The sequence below is a fragment of the Pseudomonas sp. ES3-33 genome, assembly GCF_000952175.1.
Classification (GTDB): domain Bacteria; phylum Pseudomonadota; class Gammaproteobacteria; order Pseudomonadales; family Pseudomonadaceae; genus Aquipseudomonas; species Aquipseudomonas gregormendelii.
This window is the reverse complement of the sequence record NZ_JZRI01000036.1, coordinates 23,877-46,478: the sequence shown is the minus strand read 5'-3', so window position 1 is coordinate 46,478 and position 22,602 is coordinate 23,877. Positions and strand designations below refer to the sequence as shown.

21 protein-coding genes and 1 pseudogene are annotated in these 22,602 nt (G+C 59.7%); 13 read left to right on the top strand and 9 right to left on the bottom strand.

The window, feature by feature from the left end:
• Window positions 1-149: 149 nt before the first annotated feature.
• A pseudogene (locus UB23_RS04395) lies at window positions 150-356 on the top strand (response regulator transcription factor); the annotation flags it as partial.
• Here UB23_RS04395 and yegS read toward each other — a convergent pair.
• The 3 genes from yegS to moaB form a co-directional block, all read right to left on the bottom strand.
• The gene (gene yegS / locus UB23_RS04390) at window positions 340-1,257 is read right to left on the bottom strand and encodes a lipid kinase YegS (RefSeq protein ID WP_045058107.1); all 918 of its coding nucleotides are present in this window, start codon (window positions 1,255-1,257) and stop codon (window positions 340-342) included. The pseudogene UB23_RS04395 and the gene yegS sit on opposite strands and share 17 nt — an antisense overlap.
• A gap of 175 nt (window positions 1,258-1,432) precedes the next feature.
• Window positions 1,433-2,620, bottom strand: coding sequence for a molybdopterin molybdotransferase MoeA (locus tag UB23_RS04385; RefSeq protein WP_177328529.1), 1,188 nt, complete (start codon window positions 2,618-2,620; stop codon window positions 1,433-1,435).
• Between the two features lie 22 nt (window positions 2,621-2,642).
• Complete coding sequence (gene moaB / locus UB23_RS04380) at window positions 2,643-3,182, bottom strand: molybdenum cofactor biosynthesis protein B (protein WP_045058105.1); 540 nt, start codon at window positions 3,180-3,182, stop codon at window positions 2,643-2,645.
• 80 nt (window positions 3,183-3,262) lie between these two features.
• Between moaB and mobA the strand changes: the two genes are divergently transcribed.
• Both mobA and UB23_RS04370 read left to right on the top strand, forming a co-directional pair.
• Complete coding sequence (gene mobA / locus UB23_RS04375) at window positions 3,263-3,865, top strand: molybdenum cofactor guanylyltransferase MobA (protein WP_045058104.1); 603 nt, start codon at window positions 3,263-3,265, stop codon at window positions 3,863-3,865.
• Window positions 3,866-3,942: 77 nt separating this feature from the next.
• On the top strand, window positions 3,943-4,164 hold the full coding sequence (locus UB23_RS04370) for a YgdI/YgdR family lipoprotein (RefSeq protein ID WP_045058103.1): 222 nt from the start codon (window positions 3,943-3,945) through the stop codon (window positions 4,162-4,164).
• Window positions 4,165-4,232: 68 nt separating this feature from the next.
• On the opposite strand, the gene UB23_RS04365 is transcribed toward UB23_RS04370, so the two are convergent.
• The 3 genes from UB23_RS04365 to UB23_RS04355 all read right to left on the bottom strand — a co-directional run bounded on the left by UB23_RS04365 (window position 4,233) and on the right by UB23_RS04355 (window position 5,878).
• Complete coding sequence (locus tag UB23_RS04365) at window positions 4,233-5,123, bottom strand: pseudouridine synthase (protein WP_045058102.1); 891 nt, start codon at window positions 5,121-5,123, stop codon at window positions 4,233-4,235.
• A 71-nt stretch (window positions 5,124-5,194) separates the two neighbouring features.
• Window positions 5,195-5,512, bottom strand: coding sequence for a hypothetical protein (locus tag UB23_RS04360; protein ID WP_045058101.1), 318 nt, complete (start codon window positions 5,510-5,512; stop codon window positions 5,195-5,197).
• A 129-nt stretch (window positions 5,513-5,641) separates the two neighbouring features.
• Entirely contained in the window at window positions 5,642-5,878 is a 237-nt protein-coding gene (locus UB23_RS04355) for a glutaredoxin family protein (protein ID WP_045058100.1), read from the bottom strand.
• Between the two features lie 205 nt (window positions 5,879-6,083).
• Here UB23_RS04355 and UB23_RS04350 point away from each other — a divergent pair, with 205 nt between their 5' ends.
• Window positions 6,084-7,796, top strand: a complete 1,713-nt coding sequence (locus UB23_RS04350; RefSeq protein WP_045058099.1) for a cation:proton antiporter — start codon at window positions 6,084-6,086, stop codon at window positions 7,794-7,796.
• Window position 7,797: 1 nt separating this feature from the next.
• Here the strand turns inward: UB23_RS04350 and UB23_RS04345 are convergent, their stop codons facing one another.
• Window positions 7,798-9,006: an ammonium transporter gene (locus tag UB23_RS04345; protein ID WP_045058098.1), complete on the bottom strand. Its 1,209-nt coding sequence runs from the start codon at window positions 9,004-9,006 to the stop codon at window positions 7,798-7,800.
• 305 nt (window positions 9,007-9,311) lie between these two features.
• On the opposite strand from UB23_RS04345, the gene UB23_RS04340 reads away from it, so the two are divergent.
• The 9 genes from UB23_RS04340 to UB23_RS04300 all read left to right on the top strand — a co-directional run bounded on the left by UB23_RS04340 (window position 9,312) and on the right by UB23_RS04300 (window position 21,148).
• A complete protein-coding gene (locus UB23_RS04340; RefSeq protein ID WP_045058097.1) occupies window positions 9,312-9,626 on the top strand; it encodes a DUF883 family protein in 315 nt (104 codons plus the stop codon).
• A gap of 1 nt (window position 9,627) precedes the next feature.
• Complete coding sequence (locus UB23_RS04335) at window positions 9,628-10,017, top strand: phage holin family protein (protein ID WP_045058096.1); 390 nt, start codon at window positions 9,628-9,630, stop codon at window positions 10,015-10,017.
• Window positions 10,014-10,355, top strand: a complete 342-nt coding sequence (locus tag UB23_RS04330; RefSeq protein WP_045058095.1) for a hypothetical protein — start codon at window positions 10,014-10,016, stop codon at window positions 10,353-10,355. The genes UB23_RS04335 and UB23_RS04330 overlap by 4 nt, the downstream gene beginning before the upstream one ends.
• 135 nt (window positions 10,356-10,490) lie before the next feature.
• Window positions 10,491-11,654, top strand: coding sequence for an EAL domain-containing protein (locus UB23_RS04325; protein ID WP_045058094.1), 1,164 nt, complete (start codon window positions 10,491-10,493; stop codon window positions 11,652-11,654).
• A gap of 69 nt (window positions 11,655-11,723) precedes the next feature.
• Complete coding sequence (locus UB23_RS04320) at window positions 11,724-13,052, top strand: deoxyguanosinetriphosphate triphosphohydrolase (RefSeq protein ID WP_045058093.1); 1,329 nt, start codon at window positions 11,724-11,726, stop codon at window positions 13,050-13,052.
• 180 nt (window positions 13,053-13,232) lie between these two features.
• Window positions 13,233-13,622, top strand: coding sequence for a response regulator (locus UB23_RS04315; protein ID WP_045058092.1), 390 nt, complete (start codon window positions 13,233-13,235; stop codon window positions 13,620-13,622).
• Window positions 13,623-13,873: 251 nt separating this feature from the next.
• Entirely contained in the window at window positions 13,874-14,500 is a 627-nt protein-coding gene (locus tag UB23_RS04310; protein ID WP_045058091.1) for a response regulator transcription factor, read from the top strand.
• A gap of 8 nt (window positions 14,501-14,508) precedes the next feature.
• Entirely contained in the window at window positions 14,509-18,153 is a 3,645-nt protein-coding gene (locus tag UB23_RS04305) for a transporter substrate-binding domain-containing protein (RefSeq protein ID WP_045058090.1), read from the top strand.
• A 49-nt stretch (window positions 18,154-18,202) separates the two neighbouring features.
• Complete coding sequence (locus UB23_RS04300) at window positions 18,203-21,148, top strand: HD domain-containing phosphohydrolase (RefSeq protein WP_045058089.1); 2,946 nt, start codon at window positions 18,203-18,205, stop codon at window positions 21,146-21,148.
• Here UB23_RS04300 and UB23_RS04295 read toward each other — a convergent pair whose 3' ends face one another.
• Window positions 21,149-21,631: a GAF domain-containing protein gene (locus UB23_RS04295; RefSeq protein WP_045058088.1), complete on the bottom strand. Its 483-nt coding sequence runs from the start codon at window positions 21,629-21,631 to the stop codon at window positions 21,149-21,151.
• Window positions 21,628-22,518 (bottom strand): ATP-binding protein, encoded by an 891-nt coding sequence (locus tag UB23_RS04290; protein WP_045058087.1) that lies wholly within the window; start codon window positions 22,516-22,518, stop codon window positions 21,628-21,630. Before UB23_RS04290 ends, UB23_RS04295 begins: the two co-directional genes overlap by 4 nt.
• Window positions 22,519-22,602: the final 84 nt, after the last annotated feature.

Here is a 22,602-nt window from a genome sequence, read left to right as displayed (position 1 = left end):
CGGACGCCATCCGCAACAGCAGGAACGCAGCCGCTCTTGGCCAAAACGGAGGAATGCCTGAGTCACTTGCAACCTGATCAGCAACGACAACGATGCGATCGATTGATCTTGTCGATGCACACCGACCCGGCAACAGGCCCAAATCAGTGACCCACAACCTGACGGCGCGCCAGCTGGAAATCCTGCGCCTGATCGTTCGCGGCAAATCCACCCGGGAAATCGCCAGCGGCCTGGGGCTGAGCATCAAGACCGTGGAAACCCATCGCTCGCAGATCATGAAGCGCTTGCAGATCTACGACGTGGCCGGGCTGGTCCTGTTTGCCGTGCGTGAGCGGATCATCAGTCTGGATGATTAACGATCGTCGAACCGGTCAACAAGGGTGAGTTCGCCGGCAGATGCACTCGAAGGGCTGCCGGACGCGCCGCGAAGCGCAGGTTGTCGCCTTCCAGTGGCTCGCCATCAAGGTTGATGTAGAGCCCTTCCGAAACCTTGATTTCGACCCAGGGCAAGCGGGCGCGCACGAACATGTTGTCCAGACCGAAGCCATCGGCCAGCAGGTTCTTCAGGGTGCCGACCACTTCCTGGGGTGCAGGCAGAATGCTGATATCAAGCAAACCATCGTCAGCCAGTGCTTCGGGGCACAGGACGTGCCCGCCACCGGCCTGTCGACCATTGCCAATGCCCAGTGCCAGGAGCTCGCCGCTCCAGTGGAAATCAGGCCCCTGCAACTCGCCGTAGGCGGCGTGCAACTCGCTGAAACGCGACAATCCGGTAAACAGATAGGCAGCTCCACCGAGCACTTTTTTCAGGTCTTCCGACGTGTTGGCGGTGACCTGGCTACCGAAACCACCCGTGGCCATGTTCAAGAAAACTTGCGAGCCGGCTTCGCCCAGGTCAATGGCACTGGCCGGAGCATCCAGTAGCTCCAATGCGGGCCCAGGTTCCAGCGGTACCCCGGCGGCGCGTGCAAAATCATTCGCGGTGCCCAAGGGCATCAGCACCAGGCTGGCATCTGCCGAGTGATTGGCGATTGCTTCGGCGATATCGCGCAGGGTGCCATCTCCGCCCCCGGCGATAATCTGCACATAACCGGCATCCAGTGCCTCATCGACCAGCCGCTGGGCATCGCCAGCCTCCCAGGTCACCCGTACAGCCAGGTCCCAGCCCTGCTGCCGTTTCTCTTCAACTGCGTTACGCACCGCTTCGTTGAGCGCTTGCTTGCCGTGCAGAATTAACAGCGCTTTGCGTTCGCTCATGGCAGTCACTCCCAGGATTGGATTCCGTATGGCAGATGTTGACCGCGCCCACGGCCAAAAAAGCCGTAAAAAAAACCAAATATTTAAGCGAGGCCAGAGGCGAGTCCTACAGCGGTGACCATGCTGGCCCGGTGACCGGGTGCAACACGCACCCCTTAGTTGCCAGCCACAGGTGTCAGCCCAGGACTTCACTCAGTGGAATGAACCCGACAAGCTCGCCTTCGACCAGCGTGCGATCCTCCCGCACCTCAACCAGTCCCTCGGCCCACGCTGCACTGCGTAACACACCGGAGCTCTGGTTCTTGTAGATGATCGCCCGGCCGTTCTCCAGACGCCCTCGCAGGTACTCTCGACGATTGCCTGCCATCGGCCAGTCGAAACCCGCCGGCACCTGGAACTTCAGGGGTTCTACGTCCTGCACGCCTTGACGGCGCAAGAGATAAGGCCGGGTCAACAACGCAAAGGTCACCAGGGTCGAGGCCGGATTACCTGGCAGACCGATCACCGGCACCCCGCGAAAGTGCCCGAAGGTCAGCGGTTTTCCAGGCTTGATGGCGAGTTTCCATAGCGTCAGCTCACCCTCCTCGCGCAAGGCAATTCCAAGAAAGTCAGCCTCACCCACCGAGACGCCTCCGGTGGAAAGGATCAGGTCAACGTCGTTGAGCTCGCCGAGGCGAGCGCGGGTAGTGGGCAGGTCGTCGGGGAGAATACCGGCGTCGATCACCTCGCAACCCAGGCGCTGCAACCAGCTGCACAGCAGCACCCGGTTGCTGTTGTAGATTTGCCCCGGGCCGAGGGGCTGACCGGGCTCGATCAGTTCATCACCGGTGGAAAGCACCGCAACGCGAACCTTGCGAATGACTTCCAGCTCCGCGCAGCCCAGTGATGCCGCCAGGCCCTGTTCGATCGGGCCCAAGCGAGTCCCGGCCACCAGCACCTGTTCTCCGGCAGTGGTTTCCTGGCCCTGGGGACGGATGTTTTGCCCCACTTTCAGACTTTGGGTGAACGCTACTCGCCCGTCCGGCTGGACCTCGGCGTTTTCCTGCATCTCGACGCAGTCGGCACCCGCCGGCACTGGTGCACCGGTGAAAATTCGCGCACACGTACCGGACTGCAGGGGCTGCGGCGCGTTACCGGCGAAAATCTTCTGGCTAACCACCAGCGCTTCGCCGGTCCAGTCGCCCAAGCGCAACGCATAGCCGTCCATGGCGCTGTTCGGCCAGGGCGGCAAATCCAGGGTTGAGATCAAGTCATCGGCCAGAACGCGGCCCTGCACCTGGGCCAGGGGCAAGCGTTCACGCTGCAGAATAGGCGTGGCGCCAGCCATTTCCAGCAGGCGTGCCAGTGCGGCTTCGACCGGCATCAAAGTGCCGGTCTTGCCGGACTTACCCGCGGGATTCACAGGGAGCCGCCTGTTTCAGGTGAGTCACGAAGTTGCACGGGCGGTGCCGCGAGTCCAACTGTTCGGCGAGGATGCCATCCCACCCGGTACGTACTGCATTGGTCGAACCCGGCAGGCAGCAGACCAGCGTGCCATTGGCCAGGCCGGCCAGCGCACGGGATTGCACAGTGGAAGTGCCGATGTCGGCTACGGAAATTTGCCGAAACAGCTCGCCAAATCCGTCAACCTGCTTGTCCAGCAGGCAGCTCACCGCTTCCGGCGTGCTGTCGCGGCCGGTGAACCCGGTGCCGCCAGTGATCAGTACGACCTGCACGACATCTTCGGCAATCCAGTGGGCGACTTGCGCTCGAATTTTGTACAGATCATCTTTGAGCAGTACCCGCTCGGCCAGGCGATGCCCGGCAGCGCTCAGGCGGTCGACGAAGACCTGGCCAGAAGTGTCGGTTTCCAGGGTACGGGTGTCGCTGACCGTGAGCACCGCAATGTTCAGCGGCGCGAAAGGTACATCAGCCTTGGCTTTCATAGGCTCGTCCAGTTGTAGGAAAAACAGGCCGGTGTTATATCACAGCCCTCACTTTTTTCGCCGCCCCATGAAGGCTCGCCATGACCCTCGAGACCCAACTGCCGCCCTGCTCCATTCTGCTCCTGGCCGGCGGTCGCGGCCAACGCATGGGGGGGCAGGACAAAGGGTTGCTGGACTGGCACGGCGAGCCGCTGATTGCGCATCTGCACCGCAAGACCCGGCCACTGAGCGATGACCTGATTATTTCCTGCAATCGCAATCTGGACAAATACGCACCCTATGCCGACCGCCTGGTGCATGACGATGAAGGGGATTTCCCGGGGCCCCTGGCCGGGATTCGCGCAGGCCTGCAGGCCGCACGGCACCGCTTCATGATGGTCTTGCCGTGTGATGTGCCGCGCATTGATGCCGCGCTGCTGCAGGCCATGCGCGAAACCGCCAGCCGGCATCCCGAAAAACCCTTGATGCTGCGCCATGGCGAGCATTGGGAACCGCTGTTATGCATCATCCCCGCGGAACTCTGCCAGGCATTCGATGAGGCTTGGAGTGAGGGGGAACGCAGTCCCGGCCGGATAATGCGCAAACTGGGTGCGATCGCCCTGCAATGCCCCGAAAACGACCCGCGGCTGGCCAACCTGAATACCCCGGAGCTGTTAAGCAGCCACGGCACTGTGTCAGACTGACACTAGCCAAGGAACTTGCGCGCGTTGTACACGTCTACAAGATCAGTAACCAAAGAATTCATATCGGAGACACACTCATGACTCAACGGACCCTCGCCACTTTCATGCTCGCACTGGGCCTCGCGACCCTTGCCGGTTGCTCTTCGCCTACCGTGATCACCTTGAATGACGGTCGCGAAATCCAGGCTGTTGACGCACCAAAGTATGATGAAGATTCCGGTTTCTACGAGTTCCAGCAACTCGACGGTAAAGAAACCCGCATCAACAAGGATCAGGTTCGTACCGTTAAAGAGCTGTAATCTTTACGGCATAGCCCGATACAGAAAAGCCCGCTTCTGCGGGCTTTTTCATGCCTGCAATACCGTCATCACCAGTCCAGAAACAGCGAGCTTTCAAAACAACGCTCCTGCCCGGTGAGCGGGTCCACGAAACGCAAGCCCTGGGCCAGCAGCTTCAAGGGATTGGCATAGTCATCGACGACGTCCTTGAGCACCTGGGGATAGAACGGATCATTACAGATGCCCGCGCCCAGGGCGGCCATGTGCACGCGCAGCTGATGTTTCTTGCCCGTGACCGGGTACAGCGCATAACGCCAGAGGTCGCCATTCTTTTCCCTAACGTCCACGGCTGTCTCGGTATTGGTCGCGCCGGGACCTTCCTGCATGCGGAAAAAAGGTTCGCCCTCCACCAGCCGACTTTTGTGCACCAGCGGGAAACACAGCCCGGGCAACGCAGGAGCAATAGCTTCGTAGCGTTTTTCGATCTGCCGGGTCGGGAACAGGGACTGGTAGGCCGAGCGGCTGTCAGGATGGGCTGAAAACAGCACGAGGCCCGCTGTGTGGCGATCAATGCGATGCAGGGGCACCAGATGCGGATTATCCAGGCGATGGATCAACCTGCGTAGCAGGGTTTGCTCGACGTATTCACCGGCAGGCGTTACTGGCAGGAAGTGCGGCTTGTCCGCCACCACCAGATGCTCATCTGCGTACAGGATCGACTCGACCACCGGAATCGGTTTTTCATCCGCGACTTCCCGAAAATAATGAATGCGCAGACCTTCCTTGTACGGCAAGTCGAGGGGGATAGGTTGCCCAAAGCCATCCAGGACACGACCGCGGGCGATGCGGTCGAGCCATTGCTCGCGGCCGATGGCACTGAAGTGCTCGCACAGGCAGTCGAGCACGGTCTGCCACGCACCCGGGGGCAGATACAGAGTACTGGCTTGAGTGCGCGCAGCACAAAACGATGAAGTGGACATAAGAACGCTCTGACCCCTAATGCAGGTCAGCATTATCCTGCAGCGGCCAGAACGATCCTAGAAGAGATTACTCACGCCGGTATCCGGTCGCGGGCGGCGGCCTCGGTGAACTTCTTGAGCCAGCGCAACACGTCGACCGCCTCCCAGCGGCCAGGGTCATACAATGCGTACAGCAAGCCCTGGTAACCGACCACATCCAGCTGCCGGTGATACCCTGCACGCTGGAACAAGGCTTCGATTTCGGCGAAACAGGTGTTGAAATGCAGTTTGTTGAAGGGGGTCTTCCCTTCGGTCACCAGGCCGTCCAGGCGCAGTTCGAGAACGGCCTCTCGCACCACGTCCGCCGACATGCGGTTCACGCTGTTCTTCAACTGTTCGACATTGACCATGACTCATCCTCTGACTCGCAGGATCGCCCGCAAGACAGGCCATCCGAATAACTGTATACACATACAGTAACCGAATCAGCGAGCTTTCGCCAACGGATCAATCGGGCAGAGCGATAAGTGGAGCGCTGTTCAACGCAAAAAAGCCACTACCTGCTCGGCATCGAATGGCCAGTCCAGCTCCGCTCCAGTATCCACGCGGCGCAGCACCGGGATTCGCAAGCCGTAGTCCTCGACCCAGTCCTCGTTCTCGGCAATGTCGATCAGCTCGACCAGCAAACCGTGTTCGACCAGGGGCATCAACTCTTCTTCGGCAAGTTCACACAGATGGCAACCAAGGGTGCCGAACAGCTGGCATTCAGGAGGCATGGCGAGGGGCCCAGGCAAAGTAGGGGTTCATTCTAGGCCCACGATTCAAGTCAGTCGAGACGAAGCCTGCAGCCCCTGGGCAATGGCGGTTCGAGGTACCTGGCAATCCCCTGACTCAAATCATTCCCGGCAAATGCCATATGAGTGATGCTCGGTATTTTTTTGCCTCTACGCTTCATTAGCCAACTTCAAATTCGGAGAGTCCGTGTTCGCCAATCTGCTGATCATCCTCGCCTCCTCACTGGTGGTGATTGCGCTGTTCCAGCGACTGCGCCTGCCGCCGGTCCTGGGCTACCTGTGCGTAGGGCTGATGATCGGACCCACTGCGTTCAATTGGGTCAATGAAAGCGAAGAGCTGCCCGATCTCGCCGAGCTGGGCGTGGTGTTCCTGCTATTTTCCCTGGGGCTGGAATTTTCCCTGTCGAAAATGCTGGCACTGCGACAGGTGGTGTTCGGCCTTGGCAGCCTGCAAGTGCTGATATGTGCGGTATTGCTGGGAAGCCTGCTGATGCTGTTCGGCATGCCGGGTATACCTGCGCTGTTACTGGGTGCGGGGCTGGCCCTGTCATCCACCGCCATCGTCAGCAAGGAGCTTGGCAGCCTTGGTGAAATATTCAGCAGCCACGGCCAGAACGCCATCGCCGTGCTGTTGTTCCAGGACGTGGTCGCCGTTCTGTTGCTGACACTGGTGCCCGTGTTTGCAGGCAGTAGCGAGCAACCCTGGTACTGGGCGCTGCCCATGACGCTGGGCAAAACCCTGGTGTTGTTTGTCGGCTTGCTGATGGCCAGCCGCTGGCTGTTGCCGCGGTTATTCCATGAGGTGGCGGCGGCTCGCTCCGCAGAGCTGTTTGTGCTGCTGGCGCTGGTGATTGTCCTGCTCACCGCGTGGCTGACCCACCTGCTAGGCCTGTCGCCTGCACTGGGGGCGTTTCTCGCCGGCATGTTGCTGGGGGAAAGCCACTACCGCCATCAGATCGAGGCTGACATCCGCCCCTTCCGCGACATCCTCCTGGGATTGTTTTTTGTCAGCATCGGCATGTTGATCGACTTGCAGCTATTTGCCAGCCATGGCCTGCTGATCCTGGGGTTGACGCTGGCGTTGCTGCTGATCAAGGGCAGCGTTGTCGCGCTGCTGGTCAAATGGCGTGGCAGTGACACCGAAACCGCCTGGCGCAGCGGCCTCGCGCTGGCCCAGGGCGGGGAGTTCTGCTTTGCGCTGATGGCGCAAATGCAAACGAGCAAAATGCTTGCGGGCGACTTCGCCGCACTGCTGCTTGCCGCCACTTTTTGCTCGATGCTGGTGGCGCCCTTGCTCCTGCGCGCAGCGCCGCGTATAGCAGCGCGCTTGCATCGCAAACCTAACGAAGAAGCGCAGCTGGAACAAATCAGCGCACTCAATGCTGGCCTGGACGGTCACGTAGTCATCTGCGGATACGGCCGGGTTGGCCAGTCCATCGGCCGCTTCCTGCGCCATGAACATCAAGCCTACATTGCGCTGGACAACGACCCGGTGCGAGTACAGGAGGCCGCTGTCAGCGAACGTTGCGTGCACTACGGCGACTCCCGCCGCGGCGAACTGCTGCTCGCAGTGGGACTGGACCGCGCCCGGCTGCTGGTGATTGCCGTGGACCGGGCCGACATTGCCATGCTCATCCTCAAGCAGGCGCGCGTGCTCAACTCGAGCGTGCCGATCCTGGTGCGCACTCGCGATGACAGCCAGCTCGCCGAATTGAATGCAGCAGGGGCCAGCGAGGTCGTCCCGGAACTGCTGGAATCGAGCCTGATGCTCGCCTCCCACGCGCTGATCATGCTCGGCCTGCCCGCACAACAGGTTAAGGACCGGGTAGACCAGGTTCGCAGCGATCGCTATCGCCTGTTGCACGACTTCTATCCAGGTTCGGACGACGATGAACGTTGAATCAATCCTGGCTGACCGCGCCGATCTTGTGGATCGCCAGGTCCGCACCGTGATACTCATCTTCCTGGCTCAAGCGCAGGCCATGCAGCGCCTTAATGCCGCCATAGATCGCCAGGCCGCCGAGCAGTGCCACGATTATGCCCAGCGCCGTACCGATCAACTGGCTGATCAGGCTGACGCCGCCCAGGCCGCCCAGTGCGACTTGGCCGAATATCCCGCAGGCGATCCCACCCCAAACCCCGCACAGGCCATGCAGCGGCCACACTCCCAGCACATCGTCGATGCGCCATTTGACTTGCGCGGCAGTAAAACACCAGACAAACAGCGCCCCGGCAATCGCACCGGTAACGAGAGCGCCCACCGGGTGCATCAAATCGGAACCGGCGCAGATCGCAACCAGACCGGCCAACGGCCCGTTATGCAGAAAGCCGGGGTCGTTGCGCCCGACGATCAGTGCCGCCACAGTACCGCCCACCATGGCCATCAGCGAGTTCACTGCCACCAGTCCGCTGACGTCACCCAGGGTCTGCGCGCTCATGACGTTGAACCCGAACCAACCAACGATCAGAATCCACGACCCCAACGCCAGGAACGGAATGCTCGACGGCGCGAACGCAACCAGACGGCCGTCGCGATATCGGCCCTGCCGTGGTCCCAACAGCAACACGGCCGCCAGCGCCAGCCAGCCGCCCATGGCATGGACTACCACCGACCCGGCAAAGTCATGGAAGCTGGCGCCAAAACGCGCCAGCAGCCAGGCTTGCAGGCCGTAGTTGCCATTCCACATCATGCCTTCGAAAAACGGGTAGATGAACGCCACGATCAAAGCTGTCGCGCACAGCTGTGGTACAAACCTTGCGCGCTCGGCGATGCCCCCGGAGATGATGGCCGGGATTGCAGCAGCGAAGGTCAGCAGGAAAAAAAACTTCACCAGTCCATAACCATGATCGGCGTTCAATATCGCCGCCGGTTGCATGAAGGTGACCCCATACGAGATCCAGTAGCCTATAAAGAAATAGGCAAGGGTCGAAATGGCGAAGTCACTGAGGATTTTCGACAGCGCGTTGACCTGATTTTTCTGGCGAACCGTGCCGACCTCGAGAAAGGCGAAACCGGCATGCATGGCCAACACCATGACGGCGCCGATCAGAATGAACAACGTATTGGAGCTGTGAACCAGAGTGTTCACAGCGCTTTGCAGATTTTCCATGGGATCGGCAGACCTTAAGGCTAAAAAAGCACCAAAGCAGTTCGCGCAGAAGATTTATGCACCAAGTTGCGCCTCGGCAGGGTTCTCAAGTGAAGCCTGGGGAGCCGTTTTGGTGCGCAAGGTCATGACCTATGCGCGGGTTTCAATTATTTGAGTTATGGTTTTGCTCAAACCGTGCCCAGCAACAGCGCAACGGCGCGGGCTGGCGCACCATGGCAAAGCAAAAGCTGTACCAGTCATTTGGACTGAACCTTCGCTTACCGCTCATACTCGAACGCAACAGACGCCACTTACGGAGATCACCAATGGCCAGCATCAAGGCAAAGACTGCTCAAGAAATACTGATGAATGATTTTCAAACATTGGTCAGCGACACTGAACGGTTGCTGGAACACACCAAAACCATCGCTGGTGATCAGGCTGATGAATTGCGCGACCAGATTCACGACAGCCTCCTGCGCGCCAGGGAAACCCTCAAACTGACCGAAGACTCCCTGCGCGAGCGCGGTCAGGCTGCGGTCACTGCGACCGAAGATTACGTCCAGGCCAACCCGTGGCAATCGGTCGGGATTGCCGCCGGCGTGGGTTTCCTGATTGGCCTTCTGGCCACCCGGCGCTGATATGGCGATCGGCGAATCCAGCTCGTCCGCGACGGGCCCAAGCTCCTCACCGCGGCGCTTGGGTGCCGCTTTTCTCGGGTTGCTGCACAGCCATGTCGAGCTCTTCGGCATCGAGTTGCAGGAACAGAAAGCCCGCACCGTAAGCCTGTTGTTGTTTGCGGGCCTGGCGCTGGTGTTTGCCCTGCTGTTACTGGTGGGCCTGTCGACCCTGGTCATGATCCTGTTCTGGGATACCTACCGCCTGGCAGCCATCATCGGCCTCTGTGTGTTCTACACGCTGGCAGCAATCTTCTGCGCGGTGCGCCTGAAGGCAGCGATTTTCGATGAATCCTCGCCATTCCACGGTACGCTGGAAGAACTGGCCAATGACCGGGAGCGCCTGTTGCCATGAGTCTGCCCGAACTGCCACACAACACCTCACGCACTGAAATGCGCAAGGCGCTGATCCGCCTGCGCATGGAAATGCATCGCCAGGAAATTCGCCACGAATCCGCGCAATTGCTGCAGCCTTTGCACCGAGTGCGCGGGATGACACAAAGCATTCAAGGCGGGTTTGGCATCAAGCATGCGCCGCTCTGGGGCGTCGCCGCAGTGACACTGCTGGGCTTCCTGACGGGCAAAGGCGCCAAGAGCGGCGGCGCCGGTGGCGTTACCCGGCTGATTCGCCTGACTACGACCCTGGGCCCGTTGATCAAACTGGTCATGCAGGGCTCATCGCGCAAACACTAAGCAAGCTGGCTGTATTCTTGCAACATCATGCGGGGTTGGATCTCTTGGACAAGAGGTTCAACCCCGCGTGCCTACTGCTGCGTGCCTGACAGGTACCCGGATAATCCCAGAACAAGAATTTAGCAAGGAGGCCTCGTGATCGACGGGCAACCGCTCGCCTGTTTCCAACCGTTCATTGATACCGCCACCGGTCGCATCGCAGGCGTCGAGGCCTTGGGAAGACTGCGTCAGGCGGACGGCCAGTTGACGTCGGTCGGCCCATTGTTTGCCGATCCCAGAATCCCTGCAGCCGCCTTGCGTCGCCTTGACCGGCAGATCCGCGACCACGCCTTGAGCCGCCTGCATGCAGCCCCCGCAGACTGGTTCCTGAGCCTGAACATGTCACCACGATGGGTCAATCGCCTGCGTCCAGAGCAGGACCTGCCAAGCCTCAAGCAGATGACCAGGCATGACGTCGACCCGCAACGCATCGTCTACGAAATCACCGAGCTCGGTGGCGACATCCAGCGCCTGGCCGATGTGGTCGCGCGATATCGCCGGGCAGGCGCCAGGATTGCCATTGATGATTTTGGTGCCGGGTATTCCCAGCTCGATCGGGTACTGGCCCTGCAACCGGATATTCTCAAACTCGACATGCGCCTGTTTCAGGCTGCAGCGTTGGGCGGGCCGAGTTGCGATGTGGTCAAGGCCCTGGCGCAAATGGCCGAAAAGACCGGTTGCTGGATCATCGCCGAAGGGGTGGAAACCGATGCCCAGCTCAATTTTGCCCTGGAGTGCGGTTCGCGCTACGTCCAGGGCTTTCTGTTCGCCCGGGCCGAGGAAGACTTCTTCCACACCGATGCGTTCGTCGACCATTTCGCCCAGTTGCGCCACCGCTACGTCCAGCAAAAACTGCTTGAGCGTGGCCGCCTAATGGTCATGCGCCAGCAGCTGAGCGAGCTGATGGGCATTCTGCAGGACTGGGCCCAGGCTAGCGCACCGCTCAGCGCTCTGCCCCGGCTCGATGCCTTCCCCTGGTTGCTGCGGTTTTACCAATGTGATCGACACGGCACACAACTGACGCCGAACCTGGAATGGAGCCAGAATGGCTGGAAAGCCGACAATCGCTATCTGGGCCACAACTGGTCATGGCGCCCATACTTCTATCACCTGCTGGCCGAAGGCTGGGACGAGCGCCGCCTGACGCTCTCCAATACTTACCGAGATGCCACCACCAACCAGTATTGCCTGACCGCCGGACAGTTTTTCGCCCATGGAGAAAGACTGTTACTCATCGACATCGACGCCGCCGGGCTTTAGTTCCGCTTGCACGTCCCGACCTGAACCCGGAAGCTTAGGCCATCAGTCACCTGACGGAGAGAATCAGCCTTGGATTGGCAAACCCTGCTCACTCGCGAACGCCTCGGAAAGCCCCTGCACAGTCCGGAAGAGCTCGGACGCAGCCCCTTTCACAAGGACCACGACCGCATCATCTTCTCCGGAGCGTTCCGTCGCCTGGGGCGCAAGACCCAGGTTCACCCGGTCACCAGCAACGACCACATCCACACTCGCCTGACGCACTCGCTGGAAGTCAGTTGCGTCGGGCGGTCCCTGGGCATGCGCGTTGGCGAGACCATCCGCAACGCCCTGCCCGACTGGTGTGAACCCAGCGACCTGGGCATGGTGGTGCAATCGGCTTGCCTGGCGCACGATATTGGCAATCCGCCGTTCGGCCATTCCGGCGAAGACGCCATCCGCCATTGGTTTCAGCAGGCCGCCGGGCGCGGCTGGCTGGATGCGATGAGCGAGGTCGAGCGCAATGATTTTCTCAATTTCGAAGGCAACGCCCAAGGCTTCCGGGTGCTGACGCAACTTGAATACCACCAGTTCGATGGCGGCACCCGTTTGACCTACGCCACTCTGGGGACTTACCTCAAGTACCCATGGACGGCAAAACATGCCGACTCCCTGGGCTACAAGAAGCACAAGTTCGGGTGCTACCAGAGCGAGCTGCCGTTACTGGAACAGATCGCCCACAAACTCGGCCTGCCGCAGCTTGAAGATCAGCGCTGGGCGCGCCATCCGCTGGTCTACCTGATGGAGGCTGCCGATGACATCTGCTACGCGCTGATCGATCTGGAAGACGGCCTGGAAATGGAGCTGCTCGAGTACGCGGAAGTCGAGGCGCTGTTGCTGGACCTGGTGGGTGACGATCTGCCTGAAACCTACCGCCAGCTAGGCCCGGCGGATTCGCGGCGGCGCAAATTGGCGATCCTGCGCGGCAAAGCCATCGAACACCTGACCAACGCCGCCGCGCGGGCGTTTGTCGAGCAACAGGACGCACTTCTGGCCGGCATGCTGCCCGGCGATCTGGTGGAGCACATGCACGGTCCGGCAAAACGCTGCGTGCTGAATGCCAAGGACATGGCGCGTAAAAAGATCTTCCAGGACAAACGCAAGACCCTGCATGAGATCGGGGCCTACACGACCCTGGAGATCCTGCTGAATGCCTTCTGCGGTGCGGCGCTGGAACAGCACGACGGTCGAACGCCGTCCTTCAAGAGCCGGCGCATCCTGGATTTGCTTGGCAACAATGCACCCGACCCTCGCGGCCCGTTGCATACGTCATTCTTGCGCATGATCGACTTCATCGCCGGCATGACCGACAGCTACGCCAGCGAAATGGCCCTTGAAATGACCGGTCGTTCCAGTCACTGACCGACACCTGCTGATCGCCCATTACGCCCTGCGTGTGGCCGATCAGCCCTCAGTAGCCCTGAAACACTCAAGGCCTGACGAATCGTCCTACAGCGCATGTCGCGCCGGCTGATCGATTGCTCCCATCTGTTGCGAAATAATCACCCTCCGTCAGCTCGACGGCTCAGTGTGAGTATCCCGATGAAAGAAGCAGACTTGCGCATCCTGTTGGTTGAAGATCACGGCTTCCAACTTCGAGCAACTCAAATCCTGCTCCAAAGTTACGGTTTCGAACACATCACCACGGCCGGCAGTGCCGAGGTCGCCCTGCAAAGGATGCGCTCGACGCCTATACCCTACGACGTCCTGTTGTGTGATCAATGTTTGCCCGACTTGCGCGGCTTGCAACTGATCGAAGCGGCAACGCACATGGGAATGATCAAGCGCGCGATACTGCTCAGTAGCCTGACATCAGTGGAACTGGACGAACTTGCACAGTCGGCGATCAGACTGGGATTACCGCTATCAGGTTTTCTGATAAAGCCTCTGAAACATCTGGAACTTATAACACTGTTGACTTCAGCCAAGTAATTAACGCCAAAATCTCGCAGACTTAAACTCAGTAAAAATCGCTCTGGAGCTTTTTTTAAAACTTATCGTCGCCCGCTAGAAACCTTGCAACTTTTAACTATCCAAGAAAATCACTAGTTGGAACGTAGTACTTTTCCTGCTCTGCTGTAGGAATCATCTGATATTAAGGATAGAGGTAGACCTGTTCATGCGATAGCGGAACCTTCTGAGCTAAGGTGCGCGCTTTATCTACATTCGCATGGGATTTGATTATGAACTCCGTTTTTATCGTCGACGACCACCCAGTTATCCGCCTTGCCGTAAGAATGTTACTGGAGCATGAAAAATTCAAAGTCGTCGGTGAAACGGATAACGGCGTAGACGCGATGCAGATGATTCGCGAATGCATGCCTGACCTGGTGATTCTCGACATCAGCATTCCCAAACTTGACGGGCTGGAAATTCTCACCCGACTCAATGCCATGAATACCCGCATCAAGACTTTGGTATTGACGGCGCAATGCCCGACACTGTTTGGCATACGATGCATGCAGTCGGGCGCCTCCGGATATGTGTGCAAGCAGGAAGGCTTGAGTGAACTGGTGAGCGCAATCAACGCTGTATTATCAGGATACAACTACTTTCCAAGTGCGGCGCTCAATCCCATTCGTGGCGACCACATTCGCCACGCCGAGATCGAACTGTTCAAATCAGTCAATGATCGAGAACTGATGGTGCTACAACTTTTTTCCCAGGGCCGCAGTAACAAGGAAATTGCCAAGGCCATGCTCCTGAGCAACAAGACCGTCAGCACTTATAAAAAAAGACTCATGCAAAAGCTGAAGGCCAGATCGCTGGTCGAACTCATTGAACTGGCAAAACGCAACGCACTCGTGTGAGAAACAGCATGCCCAGTCGCGCCAAGGAATACCTGATGCTGATGACCGTAGCTCTTTTCCCGAGCAGTTCGGTACAGGCCGCGCCGATCGAAAGTCAAAGCTACTCCTTGCTCAGTCGGGCCACGGCCGCACAACATGAGGTGCAACTGGATCGACCGCAACGACTCTGGTTGCTGAACAGGTCCGAGCTGGTTCTGGGCACCTCAGCCCCCGATTATCCGCCCTTCGACATGACCATCGACAGCAGCCAGGATTATGAAGGGTTGACCGCCGACTATGCAGGTCTGCTCGGCGCGACCACCGGTTTACCGATCAAGGTCAGGCGGTTCTCCACCCGGGACGATGCCATCGAGGCGCTGGAGAATGGCGAAGTCGATTTGCTGGGCACGTCCAACGGCTTCGAAGCCGAACATCCGGACATCCTGCTGTCCGCACCCTATGCCGTTGATCAACCGGTGCTGGTCACGCGCGAGGAAGAAACCCGATCCCTGTCCGATGGGCTGAGGGGTTTACGAATGAGTATGGTCTATCACTATCTGCCGCTGAGGGAAGTCAAGAGGCTATACCCCAACGCGGTCATCACGCCCTACCCCTCCTACCAGAATGCGATCAATGCAGTGGCCTTCGATCAGGCCGATGTTTTTCTCGGCGACACGATTTCAACTCACTACATGATAAACAAGGGCTACCTGAACAACATCCGCATGGCGAGCTTCGGCAAGCATGAAGCGCATGGCTTCAGTTTCGCGGTGCATAAAGACAATCAGCAATTGCTGGGCATCATCAACTCGATGCTGGCCGCACTCCCACCCAGTGAAAAAGACAACATCGGCAAGCGCTGGAGCGCCGGCAGTGACATTCTGCTCAGCGATCAAAGCCTGCAGTTCACCGATCGCGAAAAGCGCTGGATGGCAGCCCATCCGGTGGTGCGTGTAGTGGTGAACGAAGCCTATGCACCGCTGACGTTCTTCGACCGCGACGGCAACTTTCGCGGCGTCACGGCCGATCTTCTGGAATTGATCAGGCTGCGCACCGGCTTGCGCTTCGATATTCAGCGCAGCCGCAATGATGGCGAGATGATCAAGCGCGTCGCTGACAGGCAGGCTGACATGATCACCGCCCTGCTCCCCAGCACCCAACGTGAAGCTAACCTGAATTTCACACGGCCCTACCTGCAGAACTCGTTTGTCCTGCTGACGCGAAAACTGGCCGATAGCCCAACCAATCTCGAACAGATGCAGGGCAAGCGCCTGACCATCGCCCAGGGCAATCCGATGGTGGATTATCTGCGTCGCGAATTCCCGCAAATAAAACTGATCGAGACACCCGACACCTTCAGCGCCGTGGAAATGCTGTCCGACGGTCGCGCCGACGCTGCGGTCAACTCACTGGTCATCGCCAACTACTTCATGTCCGCGCGGATTTTCGAGCACGATCTGCAGATCAGCACCACTATCGGCACTCAGCAGGCCGCGTTTTCTCTGGCGACTGCGCGGGACTCCAGGGAGCTGAACTCGATTCTCGACAAAGCGCTGCTGAGCATCGCACCGGACGAACTGGGGGTGATCAACAGTCGCTGGCGCGGCTACTCGGCATCGGCGCAGGACTCCTGGCAAGACTACCAACGCATTTTTTTCCAGATCGTCATCATTACCGGCGTACTGCTGCTGATTTTAGCCGCCTGGAACGCTTACATGCGCTGGCAGATCAAACTGCGCCAGGCCGCGGCGCGTGCGCTGAGTGATCAATACGAATTCATGCGATCGCTGGTCAATGGCACGCCGCATCCCATGTATGTCCGCGACCGCCAGGGGGTGCTGCAAAGCTGTAACGACAGCTATCTCGAAGCATTCAACGCCAAACGCGAAGACGTCATCGGCAAAAGCGTGATGTCGGGCAACATGAGCAACGCGTTCGAGGCCCGGGAATATCAGGCCGACTATGAGCGCGTGGTTGCCGAAGGCACCCCGCTGGTGCTTGACCGGGCTTTGCACATCGGTGGACGCCGGCTGACCATTTATCACTGGGTACTGCCCTATCGTGATTCGCGCGGCATGGTCCAGGGCATCATCGGCGGCTGGATCGACATCAGTGAACGGCGCCAATTGTTCGAAGAACTGCGGCATGCCAAGGAGCGCGCCGATGAAGCCAACCGAGCCAAAAGTAATTTTCTGGCGACCATGAGCCATGAAATCCGCACCCCGATGAACGCCGTCATTGGCATGCTGGAGTTGACGCTCAAGCGCATCGAACAGAATCACCCGGAGCGGCCCGCAATCGACGTCGCCTACAACTCGGCGCGGGACCTGCTGGAGCTCATTGGTGACATTCTCGACATTGCGCGGATCGAATCCGGCCGCCTGGAATTGAACCCGGAACGGGTCAACCTCCACGCTGTCGTCGCGTCGGTGGTCAATATCTTCGAGGGCCTCGCGCGGCAGAAAAAACTCGAGCTACTGCTGGAGTTTCACTGCGACAACCCCGCTATTGATGTGCTGCTGGACCCTATGCGGTTCAAGCAGGTGCTGTCCAACCTGATCAGTAACGCCATCAAGTTCACCCCCCAGGGCCATGTCCGTATCGTCGTCGACCTGAGCCCCACCGGGCCGGACGAAGTGCAGATGCATCTGAGCGTTGAGGACAGCGGCATCGGTATCAGCGAAGACGATCAGAGTCGGCTGTTCGCCCCTTTCGCCCAGGCAGACAACGGTGCCAAAGCGGGCCGTGGCGGAGCAGGCCTGGGGCTGATGATCAGTCGCAGCCTGTGCAAGTTGATGGGCGGCAGCCTGCAACTGAGCAGTCGCCCAGGTCTTGGAACTCAAGTGCAGGTCTCACTGCACCTGCCAGCTCTGGCGCAGCAACAGGCGGCATTGACCATTGAACAGGCACCCCAGCCGCCCAGGACAGTCCTGAAAGTCCTGGTGGTCGATGACCACCCTGCCAACCGGCTGCTCATGTGCCAGCAACTGGAATTTCTGGGTCATATGTCCTGGGTTGCGGAGGATGGCGCAGTGGCGCTCAGCCTCTGGCAGACCGAGGCGTTCGACCTGGTGATCGCCGACTGCAACATGCCGGTCATGAGCGGGTATGAACTGGTTCGCGCCATTCGCGACGAGGAGCAACGCCTGCAACGTGCACCCACGGTCATTTTGGGTTTCACTGCCAATGCCCAGCCGGAAGAGATCGCCCGCTGCAAAGAAGCCGGCATGGATGACTGCCTGTTCAAGCCGCTCACCCTGACCGCATTGAGCCACTGGATTGAAAACCTCAATCCCGAGGCGCAGTCCCCGGCATTCAACCTTGAGGGGCTGCAGCAACTGACGGGAGGCAACCCGGCGCTGGATCTGCGATTACTCAACGAACTGCTCAAAAGCAATCGTCTGGACCGCCAGGAGTTACTGGCGGTGCCCAGCACCGCTGAGCCACAGGCATTTTTGGATATTGCCCACAAAATCAAGGGCGCAGCGCGGATCATCCAGGCCTCGTGCCTCATCGACAGCTGCGAATCACTGGAGGCAGCCTGCCAGGGTCCGTTGGACGCGGAGGCCGTATCCGACTGCACCCAGGCGATGGCACGCGACATGGTGCAACTGGAACTGGCTCTTTTGCAGCAAATAAGCGAGCACGAGCGCAGCACAAAGGGGGAGCCTTAACTATGCTTGGGCGCTAAGCAGTGAGTTAAATCCCATGGAGAACACTGCAATGCCCAGCCCACTGCGCCCGGATCCGCGGCGTTTGCCGTTGCATATCCATATCAGCGTCATGTTCACCTTGCTGTTGCTGCTGACCGGCGTAGTGCTGGGGATCTTCAACTATCGACAGACCACCCAGATCATATTGTCGAGCAGTGAAAAGCTCTTCGAACGGATCGAGCAGGACGTGCGGCTTGACCTGCACGCCACCTACCAACCCATTCGTCATCTGTTGAGCCTGCTGGCGGACTACCCGGCCACCCAGGCCACAGACCTCGAGCAGCGACTGGCTTTGCTCAAGCCTTTGAGCCAGGCGCTTACGGACAATCCAGACCTGGCATCGCTGTATCTGGGTTATGGCAACGGTGATTTCTTCATGGTGCGGCCCTTGCGCACCTCGGACATGAAAGCGCGCACCCAGGCGCCGGACGCCGCCGCATTCCAGGTCTGGAGCATCGAGCGCGACCGCAGCGGCCAGGTCAGGTCCCAATCACTGTTTTTTGACCGCAACCTGAGGCTCCTTGGCCGTCTGGACCACCCCGACGACGACTACGATCCGCGGACTCGCGCCTGGTTTTCCAGCGCTCGCAGCGAGCAGGAACAGATCACCACAGAGCCTTACGTGTTCTTCTCCACCCACAACGTAGGCACCACGCTGGCCCGACGCAGTGGCGAACAGGCAGTCATGGGCGCCGATCTGACATTGGCCGAACTGTCAGCCACCCTGGCGAAACACGTCGTGACCCCGGCAACCGAAATCGTGCTGTTCGACGCCCAGGGCAATGCCATTGCCTATCCCGACAGCAGCAGGCTGATTGTTGACGACCAGAGCGCCCGCTTGATCAAGGCGGCCGATTTGAGCCCGGGCCTCGGCGCCCTGCTGAACAACCAGGCGCCGGGCAATCGGCTGGAGGCCGGTGGTCGACGCTGGATTGTGGCCCAAAGCAGCATCCAGGAAGGTGGTCCAAAGGGATTGCACCTGGCTTTGCTGGTGCCCGAGGATGAACTGCTCGTCGATGCGTATCGCCTGCGCTGGCAAGGTGCGCTGGTGACCTTGGCGACGTTGCTGTTGTGCCTGCCGCTGGGATGGCTGACCTCCCGAATACTGGTCCGCCCCCTGCGCGCGCTGGTTCAGGAAGCTGACGCTATTCGCAGTTTCGACTTTAATTTTCCCTCCGTCAGGCGTTCACCGGTACTCGAAGTGGACCAGTTGGGCGTGTCGATGGAGCGCATGAAAGACACCTTGGCCAGTTTCTTCCAGATCACCGACAGCCTCAGCGCCGAGACCCGCTTTGGCCCGCTGCTGGAGCGCGTGCTGTTTGAAACGGTAAAGATCGGCCAGGCCCAGGCCGGCCTGATCTACTTGCGGGAAAATGACGGTGACCGCTTCGCTCCCCTCGGCCTGGTGATCGACGGCGCGTCCCAGGATTTGCCCACATTCGACGTTCAGGCGCACGAGCCGAAGTCTGCGCAGAGTCCTGCCTGGCTTGGGCAACTGGTGGAAGTCGACACCATGGTGACCAGTCTGGGGTTCGAAGAGGCCGGGGATTGGCGCAAGGTGCTGCTGGCGTTGGAGTGCCCGCGGGTTCACCTGATCGGCATTCGCCTGCGCAACCGGCATAACGAGACGGTGGGCCTGCTGGTACTGCTGCTGGCCGACAGCGGCCACCCGAGCGACCTGGAAAAACTGCGCCCGGATCGCATCGCCTTTCTGCAGGCGGTTTCCGGAGCGGCGGCGGTGAGCATCGAAAGCCAGCGCCTGCAAACCAGACAGAAACAGTTGCTGGACTCGTTCATTCAACTGCTGGCCGGTGCAATCGACGCGAAAAGTCCCTATACCGGCGGCCACTGCCAGCGGGTGCCGGCGCTGACCCTGATGCTCGCCCAAGCCGCTGCCGCCAGCCAGGCGCCGGCGTTCAAAGGCTACCAGCCGACCGAAGACGAGTGGGAAGCCTTGCACATCGCTGCCTGGCTGCACGACTGCGGCAAGGTCACGACCCCGGAATACGTGGTCGATAAAGCCACCAAGCTTGAAACCCTGAATGACCGTATCCACGAAATCCGCACCCGTTTCGAAGTGCTCAAGCGCGACGCCTGGATCGATTACTGGCAAGGCGTGGCTCAGGGCGCAGACGAGCAGCCACTGGCTGACTTGCGAGAGACCAGCCTGGCGGCGCTGGATGAAGACTTCGCCTTCATCGCCCGCTGCAACCTGGGCAGCGAAGCCATGGCTGAAGATGATCTGCAGCGCCTGCGCAGCCTCGCGCAACGCACCTGGAACCGCACCCTGGACGATCGCCTGGGAGTTTCCTGGGAAGAGAACCGCCGTCAGGCGCGCACCCCGGCGCCGATCCTGCCGGTCAATGAACCCCTGCTGGCGGACAAACCCGAGCATCTGTTCGAGCGGGCAGAGAGTGAGCTTATTCCTGCGGAAAATCCCTGGGGCTTCAAGCTCGACGTGCCCCGCTACAAGTTCAACCGGGGTGAGTTGTACAACCTGAGCATTGCCCGCGGCACGCTGACTCGTGAGGAGCGCTACATTATCAATCACCATATGGTGCAGACGATACTGATGCTCAGCCACCTGCCCTTTCCCGGCCACCTTGACAACGTCGCGGAAATCGCCGGCGGGCATCACGAAAAAATGGACGGCACCGGCTACCCCAAGCAGTTGAAGCGAGAAGAAATGAGCCTGCCGGCGCGGATGATGGCGATTGCCGATATCTTTGAAGCGCTGACCGCCGCCGATCGTCCCTACAAGAAGGCCAAGTCCTTGAGCGAAGCACTGGGCATCATGGCGACGATGTGCCGGGACGCGCACATCGATCCCGAGTTGTTCGAATTGTTCATCGATGCCGGAATCTACCGGCAATACGCAGAGCAATTCCTCGATCCACAGCAGATTGATGTGGTAGACACTGCAAGCCTGCTGGTCAAGGCAGGCTTGCAGGGGTGATCAGCAATCGGTCAGGCGCAGGAAAATCGCGGCCAACTGCTCGATGCCCGCCTGGTCCAGCGCGGTAAATCTGGCCAGTTTCGGACTGTCGAGATCGAGCACGCCAATCAGCTGACCGTCCTTGACCAGAGGCACCACCAACTCGCTGTTGGAGGCGCTGTCGCAGGCGATATGCCCGGCAAACGCATGAACATCCTCGACCCGCTGAGTCTGTAAAGTCGCCGCCGCAGCCCCGCATACACCCCGTCCGAAAGGAATGCGCACGCAGGCGATCTGCCCTTGGAACGGCCCCAGCACCAACTCATGGTTACGGTTGAGATAGAAGCCGGCCCAGTTCAAATCATCGAGCTGATTGAACAGGAACGCGGAAAATTGCGCTGCGTTGGCAATGAAATCGCGCTCGTCCGCCAGCAGCGACTCCAATTGCGCCTGCAACATGCCGTAGCCTTCGAGGCCCTGGCCGCTCTGTTGTAAATCGATCATGCCTTGTGCTCCAACAGCTTTAATCCGACCCAATAACGGGCAAATTGATAGGCGCAACGGCCGTTGCGGTTGCCGCGTCCGGTGGCCCAGCGCACGGCGAGGATATCCAGCGCTTCGTCACGCTGCCATTTGAGGCCTGCCTTGTCAGCCAGTTGCCCGATCCAGTGTTCGACCACGTTCAGGAAGTGCTCCTGAGTGAACGGATAGAACGACAACCACAAGCCGAAGCGGTCCGAGAGTGCGATCTTGTCTTCCACCGCTTCGCTGGGGTGCAGTTCACCGTCGACGCGTTTCCAGTTTTCGTTGTCACTTTCCTTTTCCGGCACCAGGTGCCGGCGGTTGGAAGTGGCGTACAGCAATACGTTGTCCGGGGCCTGCTCGAGGGAGCCGTCGAGTACGCTCTTGAGCACCCGGTAATCGCCCTCGCCGGATTCGAACGACAGGTCGTCGCAAAACAGCACGAACCGCTGGGGCAGCTTGGCGATCTGTTCAACCACGCGGGGCAGGTCCGCCAGGTGATCGCGCTCGATCTCGATCAGGCGCAAGCCTGCCTGGGCATGTTCGGCCAGCAGCGCCCGGACCAGCGAGGACTTGCCGGTCCCCCGGGAGCCCCACAGCAGCGCATGGTTGGCGGGCATGCCATCGAGGAATTGTTGAGTGTTGCGACCCAACTGCTCCAACTGCCGATCGACGCCGATCAGGTCGCTCAAGCGCATGTCGAGGCTGACTTCCAGAGGCAGTAGAAATCCGCTGCGCACCTCGCGCTGCCAGCGCGCAGCCAGGCAAGTGGTCCAGTCGATGGCCTGCCGGGGTGCGGGCAGCAGCGGTTCGATACGGGCCAGAACGGCATCGGCGCGCTCCAGGAAAGCATTCAATCGGGAATCCACGTCTTCTCCTTGGGCACATTCACATTAATGATTGCGCAACAGCGATAATCCACAACGACCAGGTGCCTGTCCCAACCCATGTTT

Bases quoted from the DNA above. Each gene is read 5' to 3' on its own strand.
- yegS (WP_045058107.1), bottom strand. From the start codon at position 1,257: ATGAGCGAACGCAAAGCGCTGTTAATTCTGCACGGCAAGCAAGCGCTC.
- UB23_RS04385 (WP_177328529.1), bottom strand. From the start codon at position 2,620: ATGCCGGTCGAAGCCGCACTGGCACGCCTGCTGGAAATGGCTGGCGCC.
- moaB (WP_045058105.1), bottom strand. From the start codon at position 3,182: ATGAAAGCCAAGGCTGATGTACCTTTCGCGCCGCTGAACATTGCGGTG.
- mobA (WP_045058104.1), top strand. From the start codon at position 3,263: ATGACCCTCGAGACCCAACTGCCGCCCTGCTCCATTCTGCTCCTGGCC.
- UB23_RS04370 (WP_045058103.1), top strand. From the start codon at position 3,943: ATGACTCAACGGACCCTCGCCACTTTCATGCTCGCACTGGGCCTCGCG.
- UB23_RS04365 (WP_045058102.1), bottom strand. From the start codon at position 5,123: ATGTCCACTTCATCGTTTTGTGCTGCGCGCACTCAAGCCAGTACTCTG.
- UB23_RS04360 (WP_045058101.1), bottom strand. From the start codon at position 5,512: ATGGTCAATGTCGAACAGTTGAAGAACAGCGTGAACCGCATGTCGGCG.
- UB23_RS04355 (WP_045058100.1), bottom strand. From the start codon at position 5,878: ATGCCTCCTGAATGCCAGCTGTTCGGCACCCTTGGTTGCCATCTGTGT.
- UB23_RS04345 (WP_045058098.1), bottom strand. From the start codon at position 9,006: ATGGAAAATCTGCAAAGCGCTGTGAACACTCTGGTTCACAGCTCCAAT.
- UB23_RS04340 (WP_045058097.1), top strand. From the start codon at position 9,312: ATGGCCAGCATCAAGGCAAAGACTGCTCAAGAAATACTGATGAATGAT.
- UB23_RS04335 (WP_045058096.1), top strand. From the start codon at position 9,628: ATGGCGATCGGCGAATCCAGCTCGTCCGCGACGGGCCCAAGCTCCTCA.
- UB23_RS04330 (WP_045058095.1), top strand. From the start codon at position 10,014: ATGAGTCTGCCCGAACTGCCACACAACACCTCACGCACTGAAATGCGC.
- UB23_RS04315 (WP_045058092.1), top strand. From the start codon at position 13,233: ATGAAAGAAGCAGACTTGCGCATCCTGTTGGTTGAAGATCACGGCTTC.
- UB23_RS04310 (WP_045058091.1), top strand. From the start codon at position 13,874: ATGAACTCCGTTTTTATCGTCGACGACCACCCAGTTATCCGCCTTGCC.
- UB23_RS04305 (WP_045058090.1), top strand. From the start codon at position 14,509: ATGCCCAGTCGCGCCAAGGAATACCTGATGCTGATGACCGTAGCTCTT.
- UB23_RS04300 (WP_045058089.1), top strand. From the start codon at position 18,203: ATGCCCAGCCCACTGCGCCCGGATCCGCGGCGTTTGCCGTTGCATATC.
- UB23_RS04295 (WP_045058088.1), bottom strand. From the start codon at position 21,631: ATGATCGATTTACAACAGAGCGGCCAGGGCCTCGAAGGCTACGGCATG.